The organism is Capnocytophaga cynodegmi, from assembly GCF_002302475.1.
Classification (GTDB): domain Bacteria; phylum Bacteroidota; class Bacteroidia; order Flavobacteriales; family Flavobacteriaceae; genus Capnocytophaga; species Capnocytophaga cynodegmi.
On record NZ_CP022378.1, the window covers coordinates 2080001 to 2103201 of the forward strand.

At 33.5% G+C, this 23201-nt stretch carries 26 protein-coding genes, 4 tRNA genes and 1 pseudogene (1 of these 31 cut by a window edge); 16 read left to right on the forward strand and 15 right to left on the reverse strand.

The genetic code is table 11. The annotated features are described in order from the left end of the window. The 5 genes from guaB to CGC48_RS09265 all read right to left on the reverse strand — a co-directional run. Window positions 1-533 carry the beginning of an IMP dehydrogenase gene (gene guaB / locus CGC48_RS09245; RefSeq protein ID WP_098029343.1) on the reverse strand. It extends 940 nt beyond the left edge of the window, so only the first 533 of its 1473 coding nucleotides appear in the window; its start codon is at window positions 531-533; the stop codon falls past the left edge of the window. A 92-nt stretch (window positions 534-625) separates the two neighbouring features. Then, window positions 626-1471, reverse strand: coding sequence for a DUF2911 domain-containing protein (locus tag CGC48_RS09250; protein ID WP_232780491.1), 846 nt, complete (start codon window positions 1469-1471; stop codon window positions 626-628). A gap of 37 nt (window positions 1472-1508) precedes the next feature. Continuing rightward, window positions 1509-1889 carry a methylglyoxal synthase gene (locus tag CGC48_RS09255; RefSeq protein WP_098029345.1) on the reverse strand — a complete coding sequence of 127 codons (381 nt, stop codon included), beginning with the start codon at window positions 1887-1889 and terminating at the stop codon, window positions 1509-1511. A gap of 12 nt (window positions 1890-1901) precedes the next feature. Continuing rightward, window positions 1902-2801 carry a Ppx/GppA phosphatase family protein gene (locus tag CGC48_RS09260; protein ID WP_018279489.1) on the reverse strand — a complete coding sequence of 300 codons (900 nt, stop codon included), beginning with the start codon at window positions 2799-2801 and terminating at the stop codon, window positions 1902-1904. Between the two features lie 80 nt (window positions 2802-2881). Then, complete coding sequence (locus CGC48_RS09265; RefSeq protein ID WP_018279490.1) at window positions 2882-3316, reverse strand: retropepsin-like aspartic protease; 435 nt, start codon at window positions 3314-3316, stop codon at window positions 2882-2884. 182 nt (window positions 3317-3498) lie between these two features. Between CGC48_RS09265 and CGC48_RS09270 the strand changes: the two genes are divergently transcribed. From CGC48_RS09270 to ccsA, 10 genes are all read left to right on the forward strand, one after another. Further along, the gene (locus CGC48_RS09270) at window positions 3499-4260 is read left to right on the forward strand and encodes a TatD family hydrolase (protein ID WP_098029816.1); all 762 of its coding nucleotides are present in this window, start codon (window positions 3499-3501) and stop codon (window positions 4258-4260) included. A gap of 64 nt (window positions 4261-4324) precedes the next feature. Next, a complete protein-coding gene (locus tag CGC48_RS09275; protein ID WP_098029346.1) occupies window positions 4325-5452 on the forward strand; it encodes a lysophospholipid acyltransferase family protein in 1128 nt (375 codons plus the stop codon). Between the two features lie 19 nt (window positions 5453-5471). After that, entirely contained in the window at window positions 5472-6500 is a 1029-nt protein-coding gene (locus CGC48_RS09280; protein WP_098029347.1) for an asparaginase, read from the forward strand. 61 nt (window positions 6501-6561) lie between these two features. Beyond that, window positions 6562-6649: transfer RNA gene (locus CGC48_RS09285), tRNA-Ser, on the forward strand. 72 nt (window positions 6650-6721) lie between these two features. Beyond that, on the forward strand, window positions 6722-7450 hold the full coding sequence (locus CGC48_RS09290) for a MotA/TolQ/ExbB proton channel family protein (protein WP_026193887.1): 729 nt from the start codon (window positions 6722-6724) through the stop codon (window positions 7448-7450). 36 nt (window positions 7451-7486) lie between these two features. Beyond that, on the forward strand, window positions 7487-7885 hold the full coding sequence (locus CGC48_RS09295) for a hypothetical protein (protein WP_098029348.1): 399 nt from the start codon (window positions 7487-7489) through the stop codon (window positions 7883-7885). Window positions 7886-7892: 7 nt separating this feature from the next. Next, window positions 7893-8507 (forward strand): ExbD/TolR family protein, encoded by a 615-nt coding sequence (locus CGC48_RS09300; protein ID WP_018279496.1) that lies wholly within the window; start codon window positions 7893-7895, stop codon window positions 8505-8507. A 14-nt stretch (window positions 8508-8521) separates the two neighbouring features. After that, on the forward strand, window positions 8522-9001 hold the full coding sequence (locus CGC48_RS09305; RefSeq protein WP_026193888.1) for an ExbD/TolR family protein: 480 nt from the start codon (window positions 8522-8524) through the stop codon (window positions 8999-9001). A gap of 140 nt (window positions 9002-9141) precedes the next feature. After that, the gene (locus CGC48_RS09310; RefSeq protein WP_018279498.1) at window positions 9142-9672 is read left to right on the forward strand and encodes a hypothetical protein; all 531 of its coding nucleotides are present in this window, start codon (window positions 9142-9144) and stop codon (window positions 9670-9672) included. Window positions 9673-9851: 179 nt separating this feature from the next. Next, window positions 9852-12977, forward strand: coding sequence for a cytochrome c biogenesis protein CcsA (gene ccsA / locus CGC48_RS09315; protein WP_232780492.1), 3126 nt, complete (start codon window positions 9852-9854; stop codon window positions 12975-12977). A gap of 74 nt (window positions 12978-13051) precedes the next feature. On the opposite strand, the gene CGC48_RS09320 is transcribed toward ccsA, so the two are convergent. Next, window positions 13052-13357 (reverse strand): hypothetical protein, encoded by a 306-nt coding sequence (locus tag CGC48_RS09320; RefSeq protein WP_018279500.1) that lies wholly within the window; start codon window positions 13355-13357, stop codon window positions 13052-13054. 316 nt (window positions 13358-13673) lie between these two features. Here CGC48_RS09320 and CGC48_RS09325 point away from each other — a divergent pair. After that, window positions 13674-14333, forward strand: a pseudogene (locus CGC48_RS09325) (endonuclease I family protein); the annotation flags it as partial. A gap of 47 nt (window positions 14334-14380) precedes the next feature. Here CGC48_RS09325 and ftsY read toward each other — a convergent pair. From ftsY to CGC48_RS09350, 5 genes are all read right to left on the reverse strand, one after another. Next, window positions 14381-15346, reverse strand: coding sequence for a signal recognition particle-docking protein FtsY (ftsY, locus tag CGC48_RS09330; protein WP_098029349.1), 966 nt, complete (start codon window positions 15344-15346; stop codon window positions 14381-14383). A 185-nt stretch (window positions 15347-15531) separates the two neighbouring features. Next, window positions 15532-15684 (reverse strand): DUF4295 domain-containing protein, encoded by a 153-nt coding sequence (locus CGC48_RS09335; protein ID WP_018279503.1) that lies wholly within the window; start codon window positions 15682-15684, stop codon window positions 15532-15534. Window positions 15685-15692: 8 nt separating this feature from the next. Beyond that, window positions 15693-15875, reverse strand: coding sequence for a 50S ribosomal protein L33 (rpmG, locus tag CGC48_RS09340; protein ID WP_018279504.1), 183 nt, complete (start codon window positions 15873-15875; stop codon window positions 15693-15695). A 32-nt stretch (window positions 15876-15907) separates the two neighbouring features. Beyond that, a complete protein-coding gene (rpmB, locus tag CGC48_RS09345; protein ID WP_098029350.1) occupies window positions 15908-16141 on the reverse strand; it encodes a 50S ribosomal protein L28 in 234 nt (77 codons plus the stop codon). A gap of 142 nt (window positions 16142-16283) precedes the next feature. Further along, on the reverse strand, window positions 16284-17072 hold the full coding sequence (locus CGC48_RS09350; protein ID WP_098029818.1) for an HAD family hydrolase: 789 nt from the start codon (window positions 17070-17072) through the stop codon (window positions 16284-16286). 93 nt (window positions 17073-17165) lie between these two features. On the opposite strand from CGC48_RS09350, the gene recG reads away from it, so the two are divergent. Next, window positions 17166-19283, forward strand: a complete 2118-nt coding sequence (gene recG / locus CGC48_RS09355; RefSeq protein WP_098029351.1) for an ATP-dependent DNA helicase RecG — start codon at window positions 17166-17168, stop codon at window positions 19281-19283. A 76-nt stretch (window positions 19284-19359) separates the two neighbouring features. Here the strand turns inward: recG and CGC48_RS09360 are convergent. From CGC48_RS09360 to CGC48_RS09375, 4 genes are all read right to left on the reverse strand, one after another. Continuing rightward, window positions 19360-19434, reverse strand: a tRNA-Val gene (locus CGC48_RS09360). Between the two features lie 31 nt (window positions 19435-19465). Beyond that, window positions 19466-19540, reverse strand: a tRNA-Val gene (locus CGC48_RS09365). A 26-nt stretch (window positions 19541-19566) separates the two neighbouring features. Next, window positions 19567-19641, reverse strand: a tRNA-Val gene (locus CGC48_RS09370). Window positions 19642-19774: 133 nt separating this feature from the next. After that, window positions 19775-20962 carry a pyridoxal phosphate-dependent aminotransferase gene (locus tag CGC48_RS09375; RefSeq protein ID WP_098029352.1) on the reverse strand — a complete coding sequence of 396 codons (1188 nt, stop codon included), beginning with the start codon at window positions 20960-20962 and terminating at the stop codon, window positions 19775-19777. Window positions 20963-21140: 178 nt separating this feature from the next. On the opposite strand from CGC48_RS09375, the gene rsmG reads away from it, so the two are divergent. The 4 genes from rsmG to rplI all read left to right on the forward strand — a co-directional run bounded on the left by rsmG (window position 21141) and on the right by rplI (window position 23185). After that, window positions 21141-21758, forward strand: a complete 618-nt coding sequence (rsmG, locus tag CGC48_RS09380) for a 16S rRNA (guanine(527)-N(7))-methyltransferase RsmG (RefSeq protein WP_098029353.1) — start codon at window positions 21141-21143, stop codon at window positions 21756-21758. A 256-nt stretch (window positions 21759-22014) separates the two neighbouring features. Then, a complete protein-coding gene (gene rpsF, locus CGC48_RS09385; RefSeq protein WP_098029354.1) occupies window positions 22015-22356 on the forward strand; it encodes a 30S ribosomal protein S6 in 342 nt (113 codons plus the stop codon). Between the two features lie 4 nt (window positions 22357-22360). Continuing rightward, window positions 22361-22654 (forward strand): 30S ribosomal protein S18, encoded by a 294-nt coding sequence (rpsR, locus tag CGC48_RS09390; protein ID WP_018278818.1) that lies wholly within the window; start codon window positions 22361-22363, stop codon window positions 22652-22654. An 18-nt stretch (window positions 22655-22672) separates the two neighbouring features. Beyond that, window positions 22673-23185 (forward strand): 50S ribosomal protein L9, encoded by a 513-nt coding sequence (rplI, locus tag CGC48_RS09395; RefSeq protein WP_098029355.1) that lies wholly within the window; start codon window positions 22673-22675, stop codon window positions 23183-23185. Window positions 23186-23201: the final 16 nt, after the last annotated feature.

Consider the following 23201-nt stretch of genomic DNA (forward strand, 5'->3'; position numbering starts at 1 on the left):
AGAATTTTTTCTGCCTCTTTCATTGAAGTCCCCTCACTTACTGTTATTAATTTTTCTGAGGTCATAACTTCGATGATAGGACGATTTCCATCACGTTCAAAACGTAAATCACGATTAGTAACAATTCCTCTTAGGGTTCCGTTTTTGTCAACAATAGGAATTCCTCCAATACTGTTTTCTTTCATACTTTTTTGAGCATCAGCTACTTTTGCTTCCATATGAAGTGTTACAGGGTCGATTATCATTCCACTTTCAGCCCTTTTCACCTTGCGAACTTGCATTGCCTGTTCATCAATTGTCATATTTTTATGCAAAACACCGATACCGCCTTCACGTGCCATCGCAATAGCCATCGCAGCTTCCGTAACGGTATCCATTGCAGCTGAAATAATTGGAACATTTAGTGAAATGTTTTTTGTAAATTTTGTTGTGATAGAAACATCTCTTGGTAGTACCTCGGAATAATTGGGAATAAGAAGTACGTCATCGTAGGTTAATCCTTCACCTACTATTTTATTTTGTTGAAGATTCATAATGCAACTTGAAATTTAGTTGCGTGCAAATGTACATCTTTTTTTAGAAATAAAAAAACGGGTTGCTTTTTTCAACAACCCGCTTTCGTATATTACTTGTTTTTCCAATCTTTAATGTTGTTTTCTAATGCTTTTATGTAGCCATCGTTTCCAGCTTTTTTTGCCGATTCTAGTGCTTTTTCAGCTGTTTTTATAGCTTCTTTGTAATTTTTCAAGGCTGCTTCAATATCTGATTTCAATTTTAAAATCCAGTAAGCATTTGGATTTTGTTCTACAGCTTTAGTAGACCATTCCAAAGCTTTGTTCAAATCTATATTTTCTTCATAGTAATAGTTTGCAGCCCTGTGATATTCACTAGCTGTTGGACCATTCATAGTTTTTCCAATGCTTTCCATAACGGCACTTCGCGTATTAACTTTGATTGGTACTTTAACTAAAACATTGTCCCAAGCTAGGGTAAGCATTGCTTCATTATTTCTGATATTATCAAAACTGATTAAGAAAGTTTCGATTTTAGGGCTGATGGTTCCTGGCTTTACGATAGTTTCAGCTATAACTTTTGATGCATCATAGTTTTTTCCTGGGTCACCCCAAAGTTGATGCTCTTGGTATAAAAACACTTTCCATTGATCAACTTCTGGAATTGAATAAAGAGCATACTTTCCTGCTTTAACTTCTTTGTTTCCGAAAGTTACTGCTGTTGAGAATTCGATAACCGTAGCTGCATTAGCTCCTGTACGCCAGATTTTTCCGTATGGGACTAAATCTCCGAAAATTACTCTTCCTTTTACTGAAGGACGAGAATAAGATACATTAATATTGGTCAATCCTACAGTTTGGCTTATGGAAGATTTCGGGCTTGGATTAGGGGTTTTTAGTTGAGCAAAGCAAATGTTCAACAAAAACATAGCAAGTGCTGATGTAAGTAATTTTTTCATATTGAATGATTTGAATAAGATTGTTAGTATATTTCGATTAGTACTCATCATCCTCTGCCAGTCCTTTCAATACAAGTTCGGCTGTGGCAGGATTGGTCGCTATCGGAATGTTGTGAACGTCACAAATTCGCATAAGCATCAAAATATCAGGTTCGTGAGGGTGCTTATCTAAAGGGTCTCTGAAGAAGAAAACTCCTTGAATTTTTCCCTCTACAATTTGTGAGGCAATTTGAGCATCGCCTCCTTTGGGTCCAGAAAGTACCTTTTCTACTTCAAAACCAGCATTTTGAGCGTGTTGTCCTGTGGTTCCTGTTGCAATAATTTGGATATTGGCTGAGTGAAGAATTTTTAAATTTTTCATCAGAAAGGAAACCATTTCTGCTTTTTTTCCATCGTGTGCAATAACTGCTAATTTCATTTTCTTTGTGTTTTATTTTTTTGATAAATCGTTGTAATATATGGTTTTTATAATCCCGTCTGCTAGTCCAATTCTCGGTACGTGAATTATTTTTGCTTGTCCCCATTTCATTGCATTGATGTAAACCTGAAGAGCGTAGAGAATTACGTCCGCACGGTCAGGATTAAAGCCTAAAATACGAATTCTTTCCTCATAAGTAAAGGAAGAAAGGTATTTAGAATGGTCTTTTAAGTATTTGTATGATAAAGGTTTTCCTTCTTTTTTTTCAGAATCTTTGAATATTTTGTTGATATTCCCTCCTGACCCAATGGCTTCAATTGAAGAGATATTTTTTGTATTTTCTTTAATCCAATCTTCGGCTTCTTTCCACATTTTTGAACTAACCATACCATCTAAAAGACGGACGGTACCTATGGGAAAAGAACGTGAATTGATTATTTTTCCATCTACAAAAACGGTGAATTCTGTGCTTCCTCCACCAACATCAATATATAAGTAAGATTTACCTTGTTTTTCTATAAGTGAGTGTATATCAGTAGATGCAATGATTTTTGCTTCCTCTGAGCCATCAATAATTCGGATTTTAACGCCTGTTTTTTTGAATATTTTTTCTGTGATTTCGTGTCCGTTGGAAGCCTCTCGCATTGCAGAAGTAGCACAAGCCATATATTTTTCTACTTTATTTACTTTCATCAGTAAATCAAAGGCTTGCATTGAATCGGAAAGGCGATTAGCATTTTCTTCTGAAATTTGTCCGTCCAGAAAAACATCAGCTCCCAAACGAATAGGAACCCGAACTAAACTACTTTTTTTAAATATTGGAGTTTTGTTTTCTGATTCTAATACATTGGATATTAATAGCCTGACTCCATTCGACCCAATATCAATAGCTCCTAATTTTTTTATTTTCATTTTGTTGTTGGTTTTATAGTTAATGCAAATTTAATTTAAAAAATGATATTTATTTGAATATTTCTGAATTTTATTGTGACTTATTTTAAGAATAATCTTTTTTTAGGATAATCAATAATAGCTTTTCCTGTTTTTAAAATATCAGCACCGATAATTCCGTGAACTGGTGAGATATTGTGTTGTGTTAGAGCGAAATTTACGTGTGTCAAATCAAAAAGAACGATAGATGCTTTTTTACGTTTCCATTTCCCGATTTCCAATAAATTGGTTTTCGATATTTGTGTTTCCATTTCACTGGCTCCTGCTCCTGAGGCTTTAATTTCAGAAAATTCTGTTTTTAAATTGAAATGTTCAATACCATCGAATCCTAAACAAGTGTTTGAGGCTCCTGTATCTAAGATGAATCGCCCTTCTATTCCGTTTATTTTAGCTTGAATTTCAAAATGTTGTGTAATGGTTGGAGTCAAAGGTATTGCTACATATCCCTGACTTATAAGTAATTGTTTTAAATTCATAATTTTAATTAGAATGAGTATAGTACGTTTGGTGGCAAAAGTACAATTTTTTTAATTTTTATTTGATTATTTACAGACATAATTGATAATCATATTTCGTCTATATATTCAAAACAGAATTTTTAATACATTATTTTTATATTTTTGCAAGTTAAAAAAAATGAGATATTTGTTTTATGATAATTACAGATACACATACGCACTTATATAGTAATGCTTTTGATGAAGACCGTAAGGAGATGATAAAGAGGGCGATAGACTTGGGAGTTACGCGATTTTTCATTCCTGCAATTGATTCTTCTTACACTCAAAGTATGTTTGCTTTAAAAGAAGATTTTCCTGATAATGTGTTCTTAATGAATGGTTTACATCCTTGTGATGTTAAGGAAAATTATAAAGAAGAGCTTGTTCACGTAGAAAAACTGATGGATAAACACTCTTTTTGTGCTATTGGTGAAATTGGAATAGATTTGTATTGGGATAAAACTTTTCTAGCAGAACAACAAGACGCCTTTCGTTGGCAAATTCAGTTGGCAAAAAAACATAATTTGCCTGTGGTTATTCATTGTAGAGATGCATTCGATGAAATTTTTGAAGTGTTGGAGCAGGAAAAAGACGAAAAACTTTTCGGAATATTTCATTGCTTTACAGGAACGGAAGAACAAGCCCAAAAAGCCATTGGATATAATTTGAAATTAGGAATTGGGGGAGTAGTTACATTCAAAAATGGAAAAATAGATACTTTTTTGAATAAAATTGATTTACAGCATATTGTTCTGGAAACAGATTCACCTTATTTGGCTCCTGTTCCTTACAGAGGCAAGCGTAATGAAAGTGCTTATATTATTGAGATTTTAAAGAAAATAGCAAGTTTATATCAACTTTCTTTGGAAGAAGTTGCTCATATAACAACGGAGAACTCCAAAAAAATTTTCGGTATTTAGCATTGTTTAATGAAAAAAAAATCGTTACTTTGCTATCCGTTACAACCATAAAATAGCTAAAACCTTGGATTATTTTAAATCAATTCGCCCTTATTACGACCGTGAAGTAGAAGACGTGCTACACAAGGTGAAAGACCATTCTTTTATGAAAGCAATGTTGGGCTATGGTTTTCCTCAGTTTTCGGAGCAAGAAAGGTTTGAGTTATTGTCTTCTTGCAAGTCTATTTTTGAATTTCAAACCAAAATAATGTACAAAGTGGTAAAGAAAGCAATGGAAAAAAGTATTGCTGAATTCACCCACGAAGGGTTTGATAAATTGAGTTCTGAAAAGGCTTATATGTTTATTTCTAATCACCGAGATATTGTTCTTGATACTTCGTTGTTGAATGTTACTTTACACGATTACAATCTAAAAATGACAGCATCAGCGATAGGGGACAACCTGATTAAAAAGAAGTTTCTGCAAAAACTCGCTATGTTGAACAGAAATTTTATCATTTTCAGAAATCTTCCACCAAGAGAAGCATTGGAGCGTTCTAAAATTGTTTCGGAATATATAAGATATTGTATTTGTGAAGATAATCGTTCTGTTTGGAGTGCTCAACGTGAGGGACGTACGAAAGATGGAGATGACCGAACCCAGCAAGGTGTCCTGAAAATGTTATCTTTAGCTACGCCTCAAGGAATTTCAACTTTGCAGTATTTTAAGCAATTAAATATTGTTCCAATTTCAATTTCGTATGAATTTGACCCGACCGATATGCTGAAGATACCAGCTTTGATGGCACAACACTATGGTGTAGAATATGTTAAGTCGAAGAAAGAAGATTTTGAAAATATTTTGCAAGGTTGGCTTGGGCAGAAGGGGCGTGTGCATATGTCGGTAGGAAAGCCATTGAATGAAGAACTTGACCAAATTGAGCGAGAACATAGTCATATAAACAAGCAATTACAAGTTTTAGCTGAACTTTTAGATGAATTTATTCATAAGCAATACAAGCTTTTTCCAGCGAATTATATTGCCTATGATTTGCTAAATAAAACAGATAAATACAAGGAATTCTATAATGAAAAAGAATTCCGTCAGTTTGAACGCCGAATGCATAATCGTAGCAAATCAGAAGATGCTATCTCACAAAAGAAATACTTGGAAATGTATGCAAATCCAGTAAAAAACAAGTATAGTTATTAGTTTAAGTTTGTATTATACAATGGAAACAGAAAACTCAAAAATACTTTTGATATACACAGGAGGAACCATCGGAATGATGAAAGATTATGAAACAGGCGTTCTGAAAGCGTTTGAGTTTGATAATATTTATCATCGTATTCCTGAATTATCACATCTGGATTGTTCGATTGATTCAGTAGCTTTTGAAAAAGCAATTGACTCATCAGATATGAATCCGAAACATTGGATAAATATTGCTGAAACCATAGAAAAAAATTATGATAATTATGATGGTTTTGTAGTTTTACACGGAAGCGATACAATGAGTTACTCAGCTTCGGCACTTAGTTTTATGCTCGAAGGACTTTCAAAACCTGTAATTTTTACGGGTTCACAGTTGCCTGTAGGAGATTTACGAACCGATGCAAAAGAAAATTTAATAACTTCCATTCAGTTAGCCGCATTGAAAGAAAATGGAGAATCTGTAATTAAAGAAGTAGGATTGTATTTTGAATATAAGTTATATCGAGGTAACCGAACTACCAAAATTAATGCTGAAAACTTTCAGGCTTTTGTTTCAATGAATTATCCAACGCTTGCGGAAAGTGGAGTGCATCTGAAAGTTATGAAAGAAAATTTATTGTCTCCAAAAACAAATGTGAAGCTAAAAGTATGGAAAGAGTTTGACCAAAATGTGGCTATAATAAAGCTATTTCCAGGAATTACAGAGAAGATTTTGGACGGGATTTTTAATATTTCAGGTTTGAAGGCAGTAGTTTTGGAAACGTATGGTTCTGGAAATGCTCCTACCGAAAAGTGGTTTTTGAATTGTCTTGAAGCAGCTGTTAAAAAAGGTATCTACATCGTAAATGTTACGCAATGTTCGGGAGGAAGTGTCGTTCTGGGTAAATATGAAGCCAGTGAGTATTTAAGAAAGATGGGCGTAATTAACGGAAAAGATATTACAACAGAGGCAGCAATCGTAAAACTAATGATTTTGTTGAAAAAAAATATTTCTTCTAATTTATTCAAAATCAGTTTTGAAGAAAATGTAAGTGGAGAAATTTAATAAAAAGTTAGCATTTTTCTTTCTCAATAGAAAAAAAATTCGTTATTTGGCATTCTGAAATAGAGAGGTGTCCGAGTGGTTGAAGGAGCACGCCTGGAAAGTGTGTATACGTCAAAAGCGTATCGAGGGTTCGAATCCCTTCCTCTCTGCTTACATAGAATAAATGTAATTTAACCATTAAAATAATTATTAATTAACTAACAAATTAAAAAAGATTAAACATGAAAAAAATGACATCTAAGCTGTTATTTGCAGCTATGCTAATTTTGAATGTCGCTATGGTTAGCGCACAAGAGGTTGAAAGTGCGGAAGCATCGAAAGGGTTTCACCAAATTTTAAAAGAACGTTTTATTGAAGGAGGACCTGCATTTATGGGGGTTGTATTACTCTGTTTGATTTTAGGTTTGGCAGTAGCTATAGAGCGTATCATTTACTTGAACTTAGCAACTACAAATACTAAAAAATTGGTAGCAGAAGTTGAAACTGCTTTAGATAACGGAGGAATTGAAGCTGCAAAAGAAGTTTGCCGAAACACAAAAGGACCTGTTGCTTCCATTTTCTATCAAGGGTTAGACCGCTCAAGTGAAGGAATTGAAATGGTTGAAAAATCAGTAGTCGCTTACGGAGGTGTTCAAATGGGGCAATTAGAGAAAAACGTATCTTGGGTTTCTTTGTTTATTGCTATCGCTCCGATGTTAGGATTTATGGGAACGGTAATTGGTATGATTCAAGCGTTCGATAAAATTAGTGCTGCAGGTGGTCTTGATGCATCTTTGATTGCAGGAGATATTAAAGTAGCTCTTTTGACAACAGTATTCGGGCTTATCGTAGCTATTATCCTTCAAGTTTTCTACAACTACATCGTTGCTAAAATTGATGCAATTGTTAATGATATGGAAGATGCTTCTATCTCATTGGTAGACTTGTTGGTAGCAAAGCAAAAAAGATAAAAATAACTCTTAAATTAATAAAGAAACTTTTAGATTATGTACAAAATATCAAAAATAGGTGCTTTAGCATTAGGTGTGTTAGGGGCATTGCTTTGGATTTTGTTAGTCTCTTCAGATATGACTAACCCAGGCGAGGCTATTAACAATACACCTATGCATTGGATGTTTATTGTATCGTATGTTTTGCTTGCAGTAGCAGTGCTTGTAGCGGTTATTTCAGGAGCAAAAAACGTATTATCATCTCCCAAAGCATTGAAAAAAACACTTATCTATACAGGGGCTTTTGTAGTCATCGTGGGATTGTCATACGCTTTTGCAGGTGGTGACGGAACTGAAAAATTGGTAAGTGCAGGTTTAATTTCATTCTATATCCTTACAACAGTAGCCGTAGGTTTATTAGTTGTTTCGGGGATTAAGAATGCACTAATAAAATAATTGAAATATGGCAAAAAGAGGAATACCTGAGGTAAATGCGGGTTCAATGGCCGACATTGCATTCTTGTTGTTGATATTCTTCTTGGTAACGACAACAATTGAAACCAATGCGGGTATTACTACAAAGTTACCTCCAAAGCTTCCAGTTGATATGCCACCTCCACCGCCTGTAAAAGAGAAAAACGTGTTGGTCGTGGTAGTGAATAAAAACAATCAGTTGTTGGTTAACAACCAATTGATGGAGTTGAAAAATGTAAGAAAAACGGCTATTGAATTCTTGGATAATGGTGGCGACGGAACTTGTGCTCACTGTAAGGGAGCTAAAAATCCTTTGTCTTCAGATAACCCAGAAAAAGCAGTAATTTCGCTGAGAAATGACCGTGAGACTTCTTACAAAACGTATATTGCTGTTCAAAATGAATTGATAGCTGCTTACAACGACCTTCGTGAGCGTGAACGCAAACGTTTGTTCCCAGAAGAAGTGTCGTATATGGAGATGGACGCAGAGTTCAACGCTGCTAGAACTCCGAGAAGTCGTAAGGATATACTGGAAGGAAAAATCAAGAAGTTACAGGAGCTATTCCCAAGAAAATTGTTGGAAACAGCACCTAAGAAAAACTAAAAATCAGAAACAAAATGTCTAAATTTACAAAAAAGAAAAGTGGAGAGTTACCACCAGTTTCAACGGCATCGTTACCTGATATTGTTTTTATGCTTTTGTTCTTCTTTATGACAGTAACGGAGATGAAAGATAGCGATTTGATGGTTCATAACAAGGTGCCAACAGCTGACCAAGTTCAAAGACTTGACAAAAAAGATCCAGTGGTTTACATATATGCGGGAAAACCTCTTGACAAATACAAAGACAAGTATGGTTCTAATGCAAAAATTCAGATTAATGATAAGTTTGCAGATGTATCAGAGGTAGCTCCTTTCATATTGCAGTACAGAGATGGTATTCGTGAGGAATTACGTGATATTTTTATCACTGCATTGAAAGTAGACGCAGAAACAAATATGGGACTTGTTAGTGATATCAGAGAAAAGTTACAGGAAGTTAATGCTCTGAAGTTGAATTATATAACAAGAGAAGGTTCTCCATTAGATCAAAAATAGGATTAAAATTCTATAATTCGTATTGCAAAAAAGAGATAATATTTTTTATCTCTTTTTTGTTTTTTACTACGGATGTATTTTCTTTAATATATCAAAAAAAATATTATCTTTGTCCCGATATAATTAATACTTGTTTATAGATGAAAAAAATTATTATTGTATGTTTAATGCTTTTTTCTTTAAAAGCTTTCACACAAGATATGCAAAGTTACCCAAAACACGAGGTAAAATTGAATATTTTTAACGCAATCGCTATTGCATCAATTGAGGTTGGTTATGAATATTTTATCGGATTTAATCAGTCTATCGAAGGAGAAATGTTCTTTAATGATAGATTTTCGTATTTTCCTAAAAAAGATGGCAAGTTTAAGGCTACAAGTTTTAAATTAGGTTACAATTATTATTTTGATTTGGATAATTTATCAGGACCTTACATTAATCCTTTTATAAAAACGCGTTTTGGAGAATTTAAAAATAATAATCAAGAAAAAACGAATTTAGATAGTTTCATACTAGGAATAGGTGTTGGATACTTGTGGAATTATAATGATACTTTTGTTGTTGCTCCATATGTGAATATAGCACGTAATTTTGGAAAAGGAGTTACAGAAAACAACTACTTTTGGGCTATTGAACCAAATGCTGGAGTTAAAATAGGTTACAGATTTTAGTAGTATAAACTTTAATCTAAACATTTAATAATTAAGAACTTTGTTTGAGTTTTTCAACTTAGGCAAAGTTTTTTGTTTTTAAGATAAAACTTTTAATCTTATGCTTTGAGGTATGCACTTTAAATCATATCTTTGTCAATTGGAAAATATTATCACATATCAATAATAATGTTAAAGTTATGGTAAAATTTTTGTTTTCAACTCGTTTGATGGCTGTGCTGTTCGTTGTTTTTGCTATTGCATTGGCTTTAGGAACTTTTATTGAGAACGACTATGGCATTGATACAGCTCGTATTTGGATATATAATGCTTGGTGGTTTGAGTTGATTATGTTAATTTTTATGATTAATTTCATAGGAAATATCAAACGCTATAATTTGCTAAAAAAGGAAAATTGGGCGGTTTTAGTACTGCATCTTTCTTGGGTTTTCATTATCATTGGTGCGTTTATAACTCGATACGTTAGTGATGAGGGAATTATGTCAATTCGTGAAGGAGAAACAGTTGATTTTTACGTTTCTGATAGAACCTATGTTACTGTTTTTGTAGATGGCGAACATCAAGGAGATGGGCTAAGACGAAGCAATCAAACAGAAGTTCTTTTTTCACAACATACTAACAATTCATATAATTGGAAATCAGATTTTAAAGGAAAAGATTTTGAAGTAAAATATAAGGAATTTATTCGTGGGGTTGAGGATGGATTTGTTCCAGATCCTGAAGGCGAAGGATATCTTAAATTAGTAGAATCTGGCTCAGGAGGAAGACACGAACATTATTTAAAGGATGGGGAAATCAGTAATATTCATAACGTTCTTTTTGCTGTAAATCGTCCTACAGCTGGAGCAATTAATTTGACAATCAATGAAAAAGGATACTTTATTAATACGCCGTTTGAGGGAAATTATATGACAATGGCAACTCAGGAGCAGACTCCAGTGTTTAAAGATAGTATTCAACCTTTTCATTTGAGGTCGTTATATGTTTTAGGTCAAACGCAGTTCGTAATTCCAGAACCAATGACGAAAGGACGAGAAGGAATTCGAAAACTTCCTGAAAAAGAAGTGACTAAGGAAAGCCCTAACGCAGTTGTATTTGAAGTAAAATCTGGAAACGAAGTTAGGGAAGTTACAGTATTGGGCGGTAAAGGTGTTGTAAATCCTCCTATGATGGTCAATCTGAATGGCTTGGACTTTTACATAAGTTATGGTTCACGTCGCGTTCCAATTCCTTTTTCTGTGACATTAAATGATTTTATTGCAGATAAATATCCAGGTACGGAAAAAAGTTATTCAGCTTTTAAAAGTAAAGTTTCAGTAAAATCGGAGAATGAGAAGTTTGATTATGATATATTTATGAATAATATATTGAATTACAAAGGATATAGAGTTTTTCAGGCACAATTTCATCCCGATGAAAAAGGTTCTGTACTTTCGGTAAACCACGATTATTGGGGAACTCTTTTAACTTATATAGGTTATTTTTTACTCTACGGAGGATTGATAGCTTTTATGTTTGTAGGGAAATCCAGATTTATCAGACTTGCTCAACAGCTTAAAGAAGTACAAGCTAAACGGTTAACTTTATGTATTTTATTTTTGATGGGAAGTACTTCATTATTTGCTCAACACGCAATGCAACCCACTGAAAAACAGGTAGATTCTATTTTGAAAGTTACAACTGTAAGCAAAGAACACGCCAAAAAATTTGGAGAGCTTGTTATTCAAGATGCAGGACGAATGAAGCCGGTAAATACTTTCGCTTCTGAACTTCTCCGAAAAATGAGTAAAGATGACACATTCAAAGGAATGGATGCCAATCAAGTACTTATTTCAATGATGCTAAACCCAATGGCTTGGTATTATGTTGATTTTATGTTTGTTAAGAAACAAAATGATAGTCTTCATTCAATTTTGGGAGTTGAAAAAGGAAAGAAATATGTAAGTGCAGTCGATTTTTACGATGAGAAAATGAACTATAAACTTGCTCCTTTTTTACAAGAAGCCTATGCTACAAACACTCCAAATCAGTTTCAGAAAGATTTTAAACAAGCAGATGAGCGTATAGGGCTTTTAAATCGTGCTTTGTCTGGAGAAATTTTAAAAATATTTCCACTTTTAGATGATGCCAATAACAGATGGGTATCAACACTTGAATTTCGTGAAAATCCAACAGTTGTGAATGACTCATTGTATGCTAATTTTATAAATGGTTCTGTACCAATTTATTTGAATATGCTTCGAGAATCTGTACAAACGGGTGATTATGCTAATCCAGATAAATTATTAGATGCTTTTAAAAAGAATCAACAGAACCACGGAGGAGATGTGTTACCTTCGGAGAATAAGATAAAAGCAGAGATTTTGTACAATAAAGCCCATATTTTCAATCGGTTGTTTGAGTGGTATTTGTATGTAGGAACATTTATGTTTGTACTGCTTATTGTTGATATATTTTCTAAAAATAAAGTCTTCAGAATTATTATTAATTTCTGTAAGTATTTGATTTTCTTTCTATTTTTGTTACATACGTTAGGACTCATTGGGCGTTGGTATATTTCGGGTCACGCACCTTGGAGTGATGCTTACGAAAGTATGATTTATGTAGCTTGGGCTACGATGGGGATTGGCTTGTTATTCGCAAAACGTTCTCCATTGTCATTAGCTTCTACCGCTTTTGTGACCTCAATGATACTTATGATAGCTCACTGGAACTGGATGGACCCTTCTATAGGAACACTGCAACCTGTGCTTAATAGTTATTGGCTAATGATTCACGTGGCTGTTATTGTAGGTAGTTACGGACCTTTTGCTTTAGGGGCTATTCTGGGAATCGTTTGTATGTTTTTGATGATTTTCACTAATAAAAAGAATAAGGGAAAATTATCTCCAGCTATTCAGGAGCTTCTCATTGTTAATGAGTTGGCATTAACCGTCGGATTGGTAATGCTCACTATTGGTAACTTCTTGGGCGGAATGTGGGCAAATGAAAGTTGGGGACGTTATTGGGGTTGGGACCCAAAAGAAACGTGGGCTTTAGTTAGTATTATGGTATATGCTTTCGTAATTCATATGCGTTTAGTTCCTGGTTTGAGAGGTAAATGGGCATTTAGTTTTGCTAGTACGGTATCATTTTTCAGTATTTTAATGACTTATTTCGGAGTGAATTTCTATTTATCAGGGCTACATAGTTATGCAAGTGGAGATAAGATTATAACCCCTTCTTTTGTATACTATTCGGTGGCTTTTGTCCTTATTTTAGGATTAACTTCTTTTTGGAAATACCGATTGTATTACAAAAAATAATAAGCAAAATTACATTGCTATATAAAAACAAAAGTTGGGAATTTGTCCCAACTTTTTTGTTTTCTACTAAAAGACTATTCTTCATCATCAACCGAGTCATCAGGTATTTCTAAAGTACCTGCCCCTAAATCGTCATCATCTCCTGAGATTGAGAAATCATCGTCTTCATCAAAATTTTCCATCGTATCAGCCAATCTGGTACTTACTTTAACGAGATAAATGGTGTCCTCAGTACGTACCTCTAAAGCTTCAACAGTTTCATTCTTTGCATTTTTAAATCGGATTACATCATCGTCACCATATCCATCAGGATATTTCTCTACCAACATTGATAAAATTTCATTCGTAAGCTTCTTATAATCAACTATTACGCGTTTCATAATTATCTGATTTTTTTCGGTGGCTAATGTAATTCAAATTTTAGAATTACGAAATAGAAAAATAAAATTTTAAAATTATTTTTATATTATTATGAAATGTTTTAGTAGTGGTATTTTTGGAGAGGATTGATCTTTATTTTATTTATCTGAATTTTATACTTTTGTGAGAGTAATTCAGAAAAATAGTATGATTATGGGAGTAAAAGGAATAATTTTTATAATAATATCATTTTTCTCAATATGTAACGGAATTTTATCATCTCTAAAACAAAAAGATGATGAAAAGATAAGGAAGAGTAGAATTCCTTTCGAGTAGAGGGAGTATTACGAGGGTATTGATTTTTCAAAAAAAGGGACAGAGCTTTATGAAGATTTAGCAATATTGACTATAGAAAAACACACTAAATTTTTAAAATATTCAGACAGGCATCATTATCTTTATAAGGCAGATTGTTCAGAAGTTAATCCCGAAAATGTAACATTAATTTATACCAGTGAAGAACGTTTCTGGAAAGAGTATGAAGGCAATAAAAAATATTCTCCCAATACATTTAATACAGAACACGTGTATCCCCGCTCAAAGATTATTACACAAGCAGTTACAGATTTGCATCACTTAAGAGTTTGTGATTCCAAAGTGAATAACAGACGTGGAAATTATCCTTTCACCGATGGCAAAGGAGAAGCTAAGTTGGTAAAGAAAAGTTGGTTTCCAGGAGACGAATGGAAAGGTGATGTAGCAAGAATGATTTTGTATCTAAATTTGAGGTATGGAGAAGAGTTAAGCAAAGAAATATCAACAGGAGGTGTTGATTTACTGCTGAAGTGGAACGCCGAAGATCCAGTTTCTTTTATCGAAAAAAACAGAAATAATGTGATTCAACAAGCACAAGGGAATCGTAATCCTTTTATAGATAATCCCTATTTGGCAACATTAATTTGGGGAGGAATTCAGGCTGAAAATATTTGGAAATAAAATAGGCGAGTTTATATAACTTGCCTATTTTGTTATAAAATGATTTTTTATTTAACATTAAAGAAAGAATCTACAAATTCATATTTATTGAAAATCTGCAAATCGTCGATGCCTTCGCCTACACCAATGTACTTAACAGGAATTTGAAATTGGTCGGAAATCCCTATGACTACACCTCCTTTAGCTGTTCCGTCCAATTTGGTTATAGCAAGTGCAGTAACATCGGTTGCTTTGGTAAACTCTTTTGCCTGTTCAAAGGCATTTTGTCCAGTAGAGCCGTCTAAAACTAATAAAACATCGTGTGGAGCATCTGGAATTACTTTTTGCATCACGCGTTTTACTTTGCTTAACTCATTCATTAAGTTAATTTTATTATGCAGACGACCTGCAGTATCGATAATTACCACATCAGCATTCTGGCTCACTCCTGAATTTAAAGAGTCATAAGCTACTGATGCAGGGTCACTTCCTAACTGTTGTTTTACGATGGGAACGTCTACACGGTCAGCCCATACTTGTAGTTGATCAATAGCTGCTGCACGGAATGTGTCTGCTGCCCCCAGTACTACTTTTAAACCCTTCTTTTTAAATTGATTAGCCAACTTTCCTATGGTTGTCGTTTTTCCAGCACCATTCACTCCAACGACCATTATCACGTAAGGTTTTTTATTTGAAGGAATTGAAAAATCGGTTTCTTCACCACTTTTACTTTCAGAAAGAAGTGAAGCAATTTCTTCACGGAGAATTTTATTTAACTCATTCGTTCCTAAATATTTATCTTTAGCAACACGAGCTTCAATTCGGTCAATAATTTTCAGTGTAGTATTTACACCAACGTCACTTGCTATAAGAATTTCTTCTAGATTATCAAGAACCTCATCATCTACTTTTGATTTTCCAACAATAGCTTTCCCGAGTTTATCAAAGAAACTATTTTTTGATTTTTCTAGTCCTTTGTCTAAAGTTTCTTTTTTTTCCTTTGAGAAAATATTTTTTAAAAAATTCAATGCCATTTTTTTATTATTTTAAGGTCAAAAAATAATATCAATAAAAAGAGGGGGAATAACTCTTTTTTAAAATTTCCGCTAAAATACAAAAAAAGTATAATAAAACGATGATTCTTAAAAATCTTTATTAATTAAAAACAAAAAAGCCGTCTCACGACAGCTTTCGTTATTTATAAATAGAGAAAATTAAATTATTTTTTTTTCAAGAATTCATCTACCAATTCTGGAGCCATAACGCTTTCAACGAAAGTATAAGCACCTGTTTTAGGAGATCTAACCATTTTGATGGCCTTTGTCAATTTCTTTGATTTTCCCTGTAATGTTGCTACTGTTTTCTTTGCCATGACTCTTATTATTTAATTTCTTTATGAACAGTTACTCTTTTCAAGATAGGATTGAATTTTTTTAATTCCAATCTATCAGGTGTATTTTTTTTATTTTTTGTTGTAACATAACGAGACGTACCTGGCATACCAGATTCTTTATGCTCAGTACATTCCATAATAACTTGTATTCTATTTCCTTTCTTAGCCATTGTACTATGTTTTTTATATTTTTAAGATACTACTAAATGTACCCTCTGCGTTCAATTTGTCTTAAAACTGCGTAAATTCCTTTTTTGTCGATTGTTTTTATCGCAGATGCCGATACTCTCAATGTAATCCAACGGTCTTCTTCAGGAATGTAGAAACGTTTAGTTCTTAAGTTTACGTTGAATTTACGTTTTGTTTTGTTCATTGCGTGAGATACGTTATTTCCCACCAAAGCTTTTTTACCTGTTAATTCACAAACTCTAGCCATTTTTCTCTATTTCTATTATTATAAAATCTTAGTTAATCAAAATCAGGGTGCAAATTAACGTACTTTTTTTGAAACAGCCAAATTATATTTGATATTTTTTAGGGAAAAGATATGATCTTAGTCAAATCAACGAAAATTAAGGTTATGTATTGGTCAATAATTCCTCAATTTTTTTTATCACTCCTTCGTTGTTGTTGTCATATTCTGTTACAAAAGAAGCAATTTTTTTTACCTCTGACTCAGCATTTTTCATCGCATAACTGAACTTAGCAACTTGCATCATTTCAATATCGTTCATTTGGTCGCCAAAAACAAGAGTTTCATCGGGAGATACATTCCAAATCTTTTGTAATTCGCTTAATGCTAGTCCTTTATTTACTTTTTGATGAGTGATATCAAGCCAGAAATTACCCGAAATAACAACATTAAAATCTTTTGAAAAATGTTTCAATTGCGGATAAGAATTTATTTTGGAAGTTTCTTTGTCACAAATTGAAATTTTAAAAACAGTGTCGTCAATGGTTGAGAAATCTGTAACTCTTTGATAAGAAGGGTAGTGCCTTACAATTTCTTGAAAAATACTTTCCGAATTGGTTTTGATGTAAGCTCTTTTCTTTCCACAAACAACAACACCTATGTTTTTTATTTGTTCACAGGCATCTAAAATGGGTTTTATGTCATTTGTTATTGGAATTTCATACAATTCTTGTTCTTGGAATTTGACAAAAGCACCATTGTCCGATACAAAACCAATCTCAGAAATAATTGGTTCAAAGAGTTTTTCGAGGCTCTGCATTTGTCGTCCACTAGCGACACAGAAGCGAATATCTTTTTCTTTAATTAGTTTGAAAATTCTCCAGAAACTATCGGGAATCTCTTTTTTGTTGTTAACCAAAGTTCCGTCAATATCCGATACAATTAATTTTATCATAAGTTTTTTTGCAAAGAAATAACTTTTTTCAATAAAAGGTATATTTTTGCCATAAAAATTTACTTGCATCGTGATTTTTTAATCAATTAAATTATGAGAAATTCAGAAGTTTTACATACTCCCATAGTGTATCTTCGTGGTGTTGGCACACAACGTGCTGAACTTCTGAAGAGTGAATTGGGTATTTTTGAATTTCAAGATTTATTAAACTTATTTCCATACAGATACATTGACAGAACCCGATTTTATAAAATTAATGAACTACAGAGTAATAGCTCTGAGGTTCAGATAATAGGCAAAATAGTTCACTTAAAAACGGTAGAATCCACTTCTCGCAAAAATGTGAGCCGTTTGGTGGCAACATTTGTAGATGACACAGGTTCAATGGAATTGGTGTGGTTCAAAGGTTTAAAATGGATGAGAGATTCTTTGAAAATTAATGAACCTTACGTTATTTTCGGAAAAGTAAATTCTTTCAACGGCATTTTTTCGATGGCACACCCAGAAATGGATTTGCTAAAAGATTTTGATAAAAATCTGGGTGGAAGCATTCAGCCTGTGTATCCTTCTACTGAGAAGCTTACAAAAAAAGGTGTTAGTAATCGGGTAATGAGGCAATTGATGCAAAATATGTTTGAAGATATTGGCAATGTGTTTTACGAGAGTTTGCCACAAACAATAATTTCTTCGCTCAATTTGGTTTCTAAATCAGAAGCTCTTACTAATATCCATTTTCCTAAAAATCAGGAATCACTTACAAAAGCTATTTTTAGACTAAAATTTGAAGAACTTTTCTACATTCAGTTGCAGTTAGTTCGAAAAAATATGCTCCAAAAGCAGAAAATCAAAGGCTTTCCGTTTGATAGAGTAGGGGAGCATTTTACAAATTTTTATGAAAATCATTTGCCTTTTCCTTTAACCAATGCACAAAAACGTGTTCTGAAAGAAATCCGAAATGATTTAGGTAGTAACGCTCAGATGAACAGACTTTTACAAGGAGATGTAGGTTCAGGCAAAACGATTGTAGCCTTGATGGCAATGCTTTTGGCTGTGGATAATGGCTTTCAAGCTTGTTTGATGGCACCTACTGAAATCCTTGCAAATCAGCACTTTCAAGGAATTTCAGATTTGTTAAAGCATACAAACGTAAAAGTAGCTTTACTAACAGGTTCAAGCAAAACAAGTGAACGAAAAGAAGTTGATAGTCAGTTAAAAAGCGGAGAACTTTCCATTCTGATAGGAACTCACGCTGTTTTGGAAGATAGAGTGATTTTTAGCAATTTAGGTTTAGCAATTATTGATGAACAACATCGTTTTGGAGTTGCTCAACGTTCTAAACTTTGGAGAAAAAATCATACTCCTCCGCACATTTTAGTGATGACTGCTACCCCCATTCCTCGAACTTTAGCTATGAGTGTGTATGGTGATTTGGATATTTCAATAATAGACGAACTTCCCCCTGGAAGAAAACCTGTAAAAACAGTTCATCAGTTTGAAAATAACAGGGCAAAAGTGTACGAATTTGTAAAAAAAGAGATAGATAAGGGTAGACAGGCTTACGTAGTTTATCCTTTAATTGAAGAATCTGAGTCTCTTGATTTCAAGAATCTTACAGAAGGGTATGAATATATTTCAGCTAGTTTCCCGTTGCCAAAGTATAATGTTTCAATAGTTCACGGAAAATTAAAACCAGCTGAAAAAGATGCCGAGATGGAAAAATTTGTACAAGGTAAAACTCAGATAATGGTAGCTACGACAGTTATTGAGGTGGGGGTTAATGTGCCAAATGCTTCAGTTATGGTTATAGAAAGTGCGGAACGTTTTGGACTTTCTCAACTACATCAGTTACGAGGACGGGTAGGAAGAGGAAGTGAGCAGAGTTATTGCATATTGATGACAGGTAATGAATTAAGTAGTGATACCCGCACCAGAATGCAAACAATGGTACATACAAATGATGGATTTGAAATTGCTGAGGTGGATTTAAAATTGAGAGGTCCAGGTGATTTGATGGGAACTCAGCAGAGTGGGGTTTTGTCTTTAAAAATTGCTGATATTGTAAAAGACCAAGATTTACTTAAAATGGCACGGTATCAAGCAATTGACTTACTAAAATCGGATAGTAATTTAGAAAAACCAGAAAATAAAATGGTGCTTTATACACTATATCAATTACTAAAGCATAAAAATATTTGGACACATATTTCGTAAGTAATTTTTTTGAAAGAAATACGGAAGAATATTTAAACAAAAAGCTTCAAAGTTTTGTACTTTGAAGCTTTTTTTGTGGGTCCTACTGGATTCGAACCAGTGACCCTCTGCTTGTAAGGCAGATGCTCTGAACCAGCTGAGCTAAGAACCCTAAAAGTAACATTAAAAAAATTCTAATCAAGTGGGTCCTACTGGATTCGAACCAGTGACCCTCTGCTTGTAAGGCAGATGCTCTGAACCAACTGAGCTAAGAACCCCAATGATATGAAAAAATTTGACTAAGTGGGTCCTACTGGATTCGAACCAGTGACCCTCTGCTTGTAAGGCAGATGCTCTGAACCAGCTGAGCTAAGAACCCTTAATGCTTAATTGCGGGTGCAAATATAGCACAACTTTTTTAAAATACAAATTTTTAATTACTTTTCTTTTCTAAAGATAGAAATAAATCAATTTTATATTTTTAAATCATATTGATTATTAGGATTTTTTAGCTAGTTACAAACCTCTTTGATTCGTTTTATCGCCTCACGAATTTCTTTTTCGGAAGCAGCGTACGAAATCCGTATGCATTTGTCATCTCCAAAAGCTTCACCTGTAACAGTTGCTACACCCGCCTCTTCCAATAGATAAAGTGAAAAATCAGAGGCAGTATTGATGGTCTTTCCACGTAATGTTTTACCAAAGAAATACGAAATATCAGGGAAAACGTAGAAAGCTCCTTCGGGAACGTTTAGTTTAAATCCTTTCACTTCACTTAGTAAATCCAGAATTAAATCACGACGCTTTTTAAATTCATCAATCATATATTGAATTTTGCTCACGGGGGCTTTTACGGCAGCAATCGTAGCTCGTTGAGCGATGGAATTCGCACCACTGGTAATCTGTCCTTGCATTTTGGTACAGGCTTTGGCAATCCACTCAGGAGCACCGATATACCCAATACGCCACCCCGTCATAGCAAACGCTTTTGAAACACCATTAACGGTGATAGTTCTGCCGTACATTCCATCAATTTCGGCAAAACTTGTATAATTTCCTGTGAAGTTGATATGTTCGTAGATTTCATCGGAAAGGATAAAAATATTTGGATATTTCCGAAGTACTTTTGCTAAGCCCTCTAATTCTTCTCGATTATACACGGAACCACTTGGGTTACAAGGAGAGTTGAACCATACCATTTTTGTTTTTGGAGTGATGGCTGCTTCGAGCTGTTCTGGAGTTATTTTAAAATCATTCTCAATGGTTGTATGAACTTCGACTGGAACGCCCTCTGCAATTTTTACGATATCTTTGTAACTTACCCAATAAGGTGCGGGAAAAATCACTTCATCACCATTATTTATCATTACCAAGGCTACATTTGCCAAACATTGTTTTGCTCCAGTTGAAACACTGATTTGTGAGGGTTTGTAAATTAGATTGTTATCGCGTTTGAATTTCTCACATATAGCTTCTTTTAAATCAGCGTATCCATCTACGGGGGAATATTTACTGAAATTTTGATTAATTGCCTCAATACCAGCTTCTTTAATAAAATCAGGAATGTTGAAATCAGGTTCACCTAAACTTAGCCCGATAATGTCTTTTCCTTGTGATTTCAATTCACGGGTTTTTGCCGCCATAGCTAACGTGGCAGAGGTTTCCATATTGTTAATTCGGTCAGATAAAAATTGTTGCATAATTCAAAATATTAGTCTGTGAGTGGCAAAGTTACGTAAATTTTTAAAGTGTTTGTTTAAAAAACTATCGAAAAATTAATACTTTTGCGATTGATTTTTACAGAAATAATTCCTAAATGTAGAAAATCAGAAAAATTAAAATAATCACTATTTACTTTTCTTTTAAAAATAAAATTAGATGGAGTGTATCAACAAATATTTCAACAATTTAACTGAGAAACAAATTTCGCAATTTGAAAAATTGAAACCTGTGTATGAGCAATGGAATGCTAAAATTAATGTGATTTCCAGAAAAGATGTGGACTCTTTCTATGAACGACACGTTTTGCATTCATTGGCAATTGCAAAAATAGTTTCTTTCCTTGCTGATAGTGAAATACTTGATGTTGGTACAGGAGGCGGTTTTCCTGGTGTTCCTTTAGCAATTTTATTCCCACAAACAAAATTTACTTTGGTGGATTCCATCGGAAAAAAAATAAAAGTAGTAGAGGAAGTTTGCAAAGAGCTTGATATTAAGAATGTTACTGCAATTAATAGTCGTGCGGAACAAATTGACAAAAAATTTGATTTCATCGTAAGTAGGGCTGTGACGCAAATGCCTGAATTCGTGAAGTGGGTGAGAGGGAAAATAAAGAAAAGTTCAAAACACTCGTTAGATAATGGAATTTTGTACTTGAAAGGAGGTGATTTAACTGAAGAATTAGCTTCTTTTAAAAATATACAATTGTATGAAATTTCTAACTTTTTTTCAGAAGAGTTTTTTGAAACTAAAAAGGTGGTTTATCTTAAAAACTAAAATTTTATGAACTAATTATCTGTAAAGGAGCATTATTAGGGCAATTTCAAAAACCATTCAAAAATATTTCTAAGCGAATTAAAGAAGAAGATAAGTTGTTGATAGATAGATTTTTGTTGAAATTCGATTCTCACGAGAGGGAAATCATTAAGCATATGATTTTTGGAAAAAGCAGATAAAGCAACAGAAAACTTTGTAGATTAAGAAAAAAGTATTACTTTTGCCCCTCGAATTTTTAATATATAATAATAAACTTATGAATCATTACGAAACTGTTTTCATTTTGAATCCCGTTTTATCTGAACAACAGATAAAGGAAGCAGTAGAGAAGTTTGAGAATTTTCTTACAACTAGGGGAGCAGAATTTGTGGCAAAAGAGAATTGGGGCTTGAAAAAATTAGCTTACCCTATCCAAAACAAAAAAAGTGGTTTTTATCACTTGTTTGAATTTAAAGTAGCTGGTGAAGTTATTGACGCATTTGAATTGGAATTCAGACGTGACGAGCGTGTTATGCGTTATTTAACAGTGAAATTAGACAAACACGCTATCGCGTGGGCTGAAAAAAGAAGAGTAAAGTTGAACACTAAAAAGGCGTAAGGAAATGTCAATCGAACAACAAGCAAAAGGAAAAAAAGATGGAGAAATTAAATATTTAACTCCACTGAATATAGATACTTCAAAACAAAAAAAATATTGTCGTTTTAAGAAGTCAGGAATTAAGTACATAGATTACAAAGATGCTGATTTCTTGTTGAAATTTGTGAATGAGCAAGGTAAGTTATTACCAAGAAGACTTACAGGTACTTCTTTGAAATATCAACGCAAAGTGGCTGTGGCTGTGAAGAGAGCACGTCACTTAGCTTTAATGCCTTACGTAGCAGATTTATTAAAATAATAAAAAGGAGTAGATACTATGGAAATTATATTAAAACAAGACGTACAAAACTTAGGTTTTAAAGACGATGTTGTAACAGTAAAAAATGGTTACGCTCGTAACTACTTGATACCACAAGGATTTGCAATTTTAGCTACTCCATCGGCTAAAAAAGTGTTGGCTGAGAATTTAAAACAGAGAGCTTACAAAGAACAACATGTAGTTGATGAGGCTAAAAAAGTAGCTAAATCATTAGGTGCTTTAACAATGAAAATCATTGCAAAGGTAGGAGCAGGAGATAAATTATTTGGTTCAATCAATAGTTCTGATTTAGCACAAGAATTGTCAAAAGCAGGGCATAACATTGACAAAAAATTTATCACAATTGCTGGTAATACAATTAAAAGAACAGGGAAATATACAGCTTCTATTCGTTTACACAGAGAAGTTGTTGTTGATTTTCCGTTTGAGGTTGCTGCTGAAATTCAGAAAGTTGAAAAACCAGCTGAGAAACCTGTTGAAAAAGCAGAAGAAAAATCAGAAAACGAATAAAAAGCAATTTTATTTG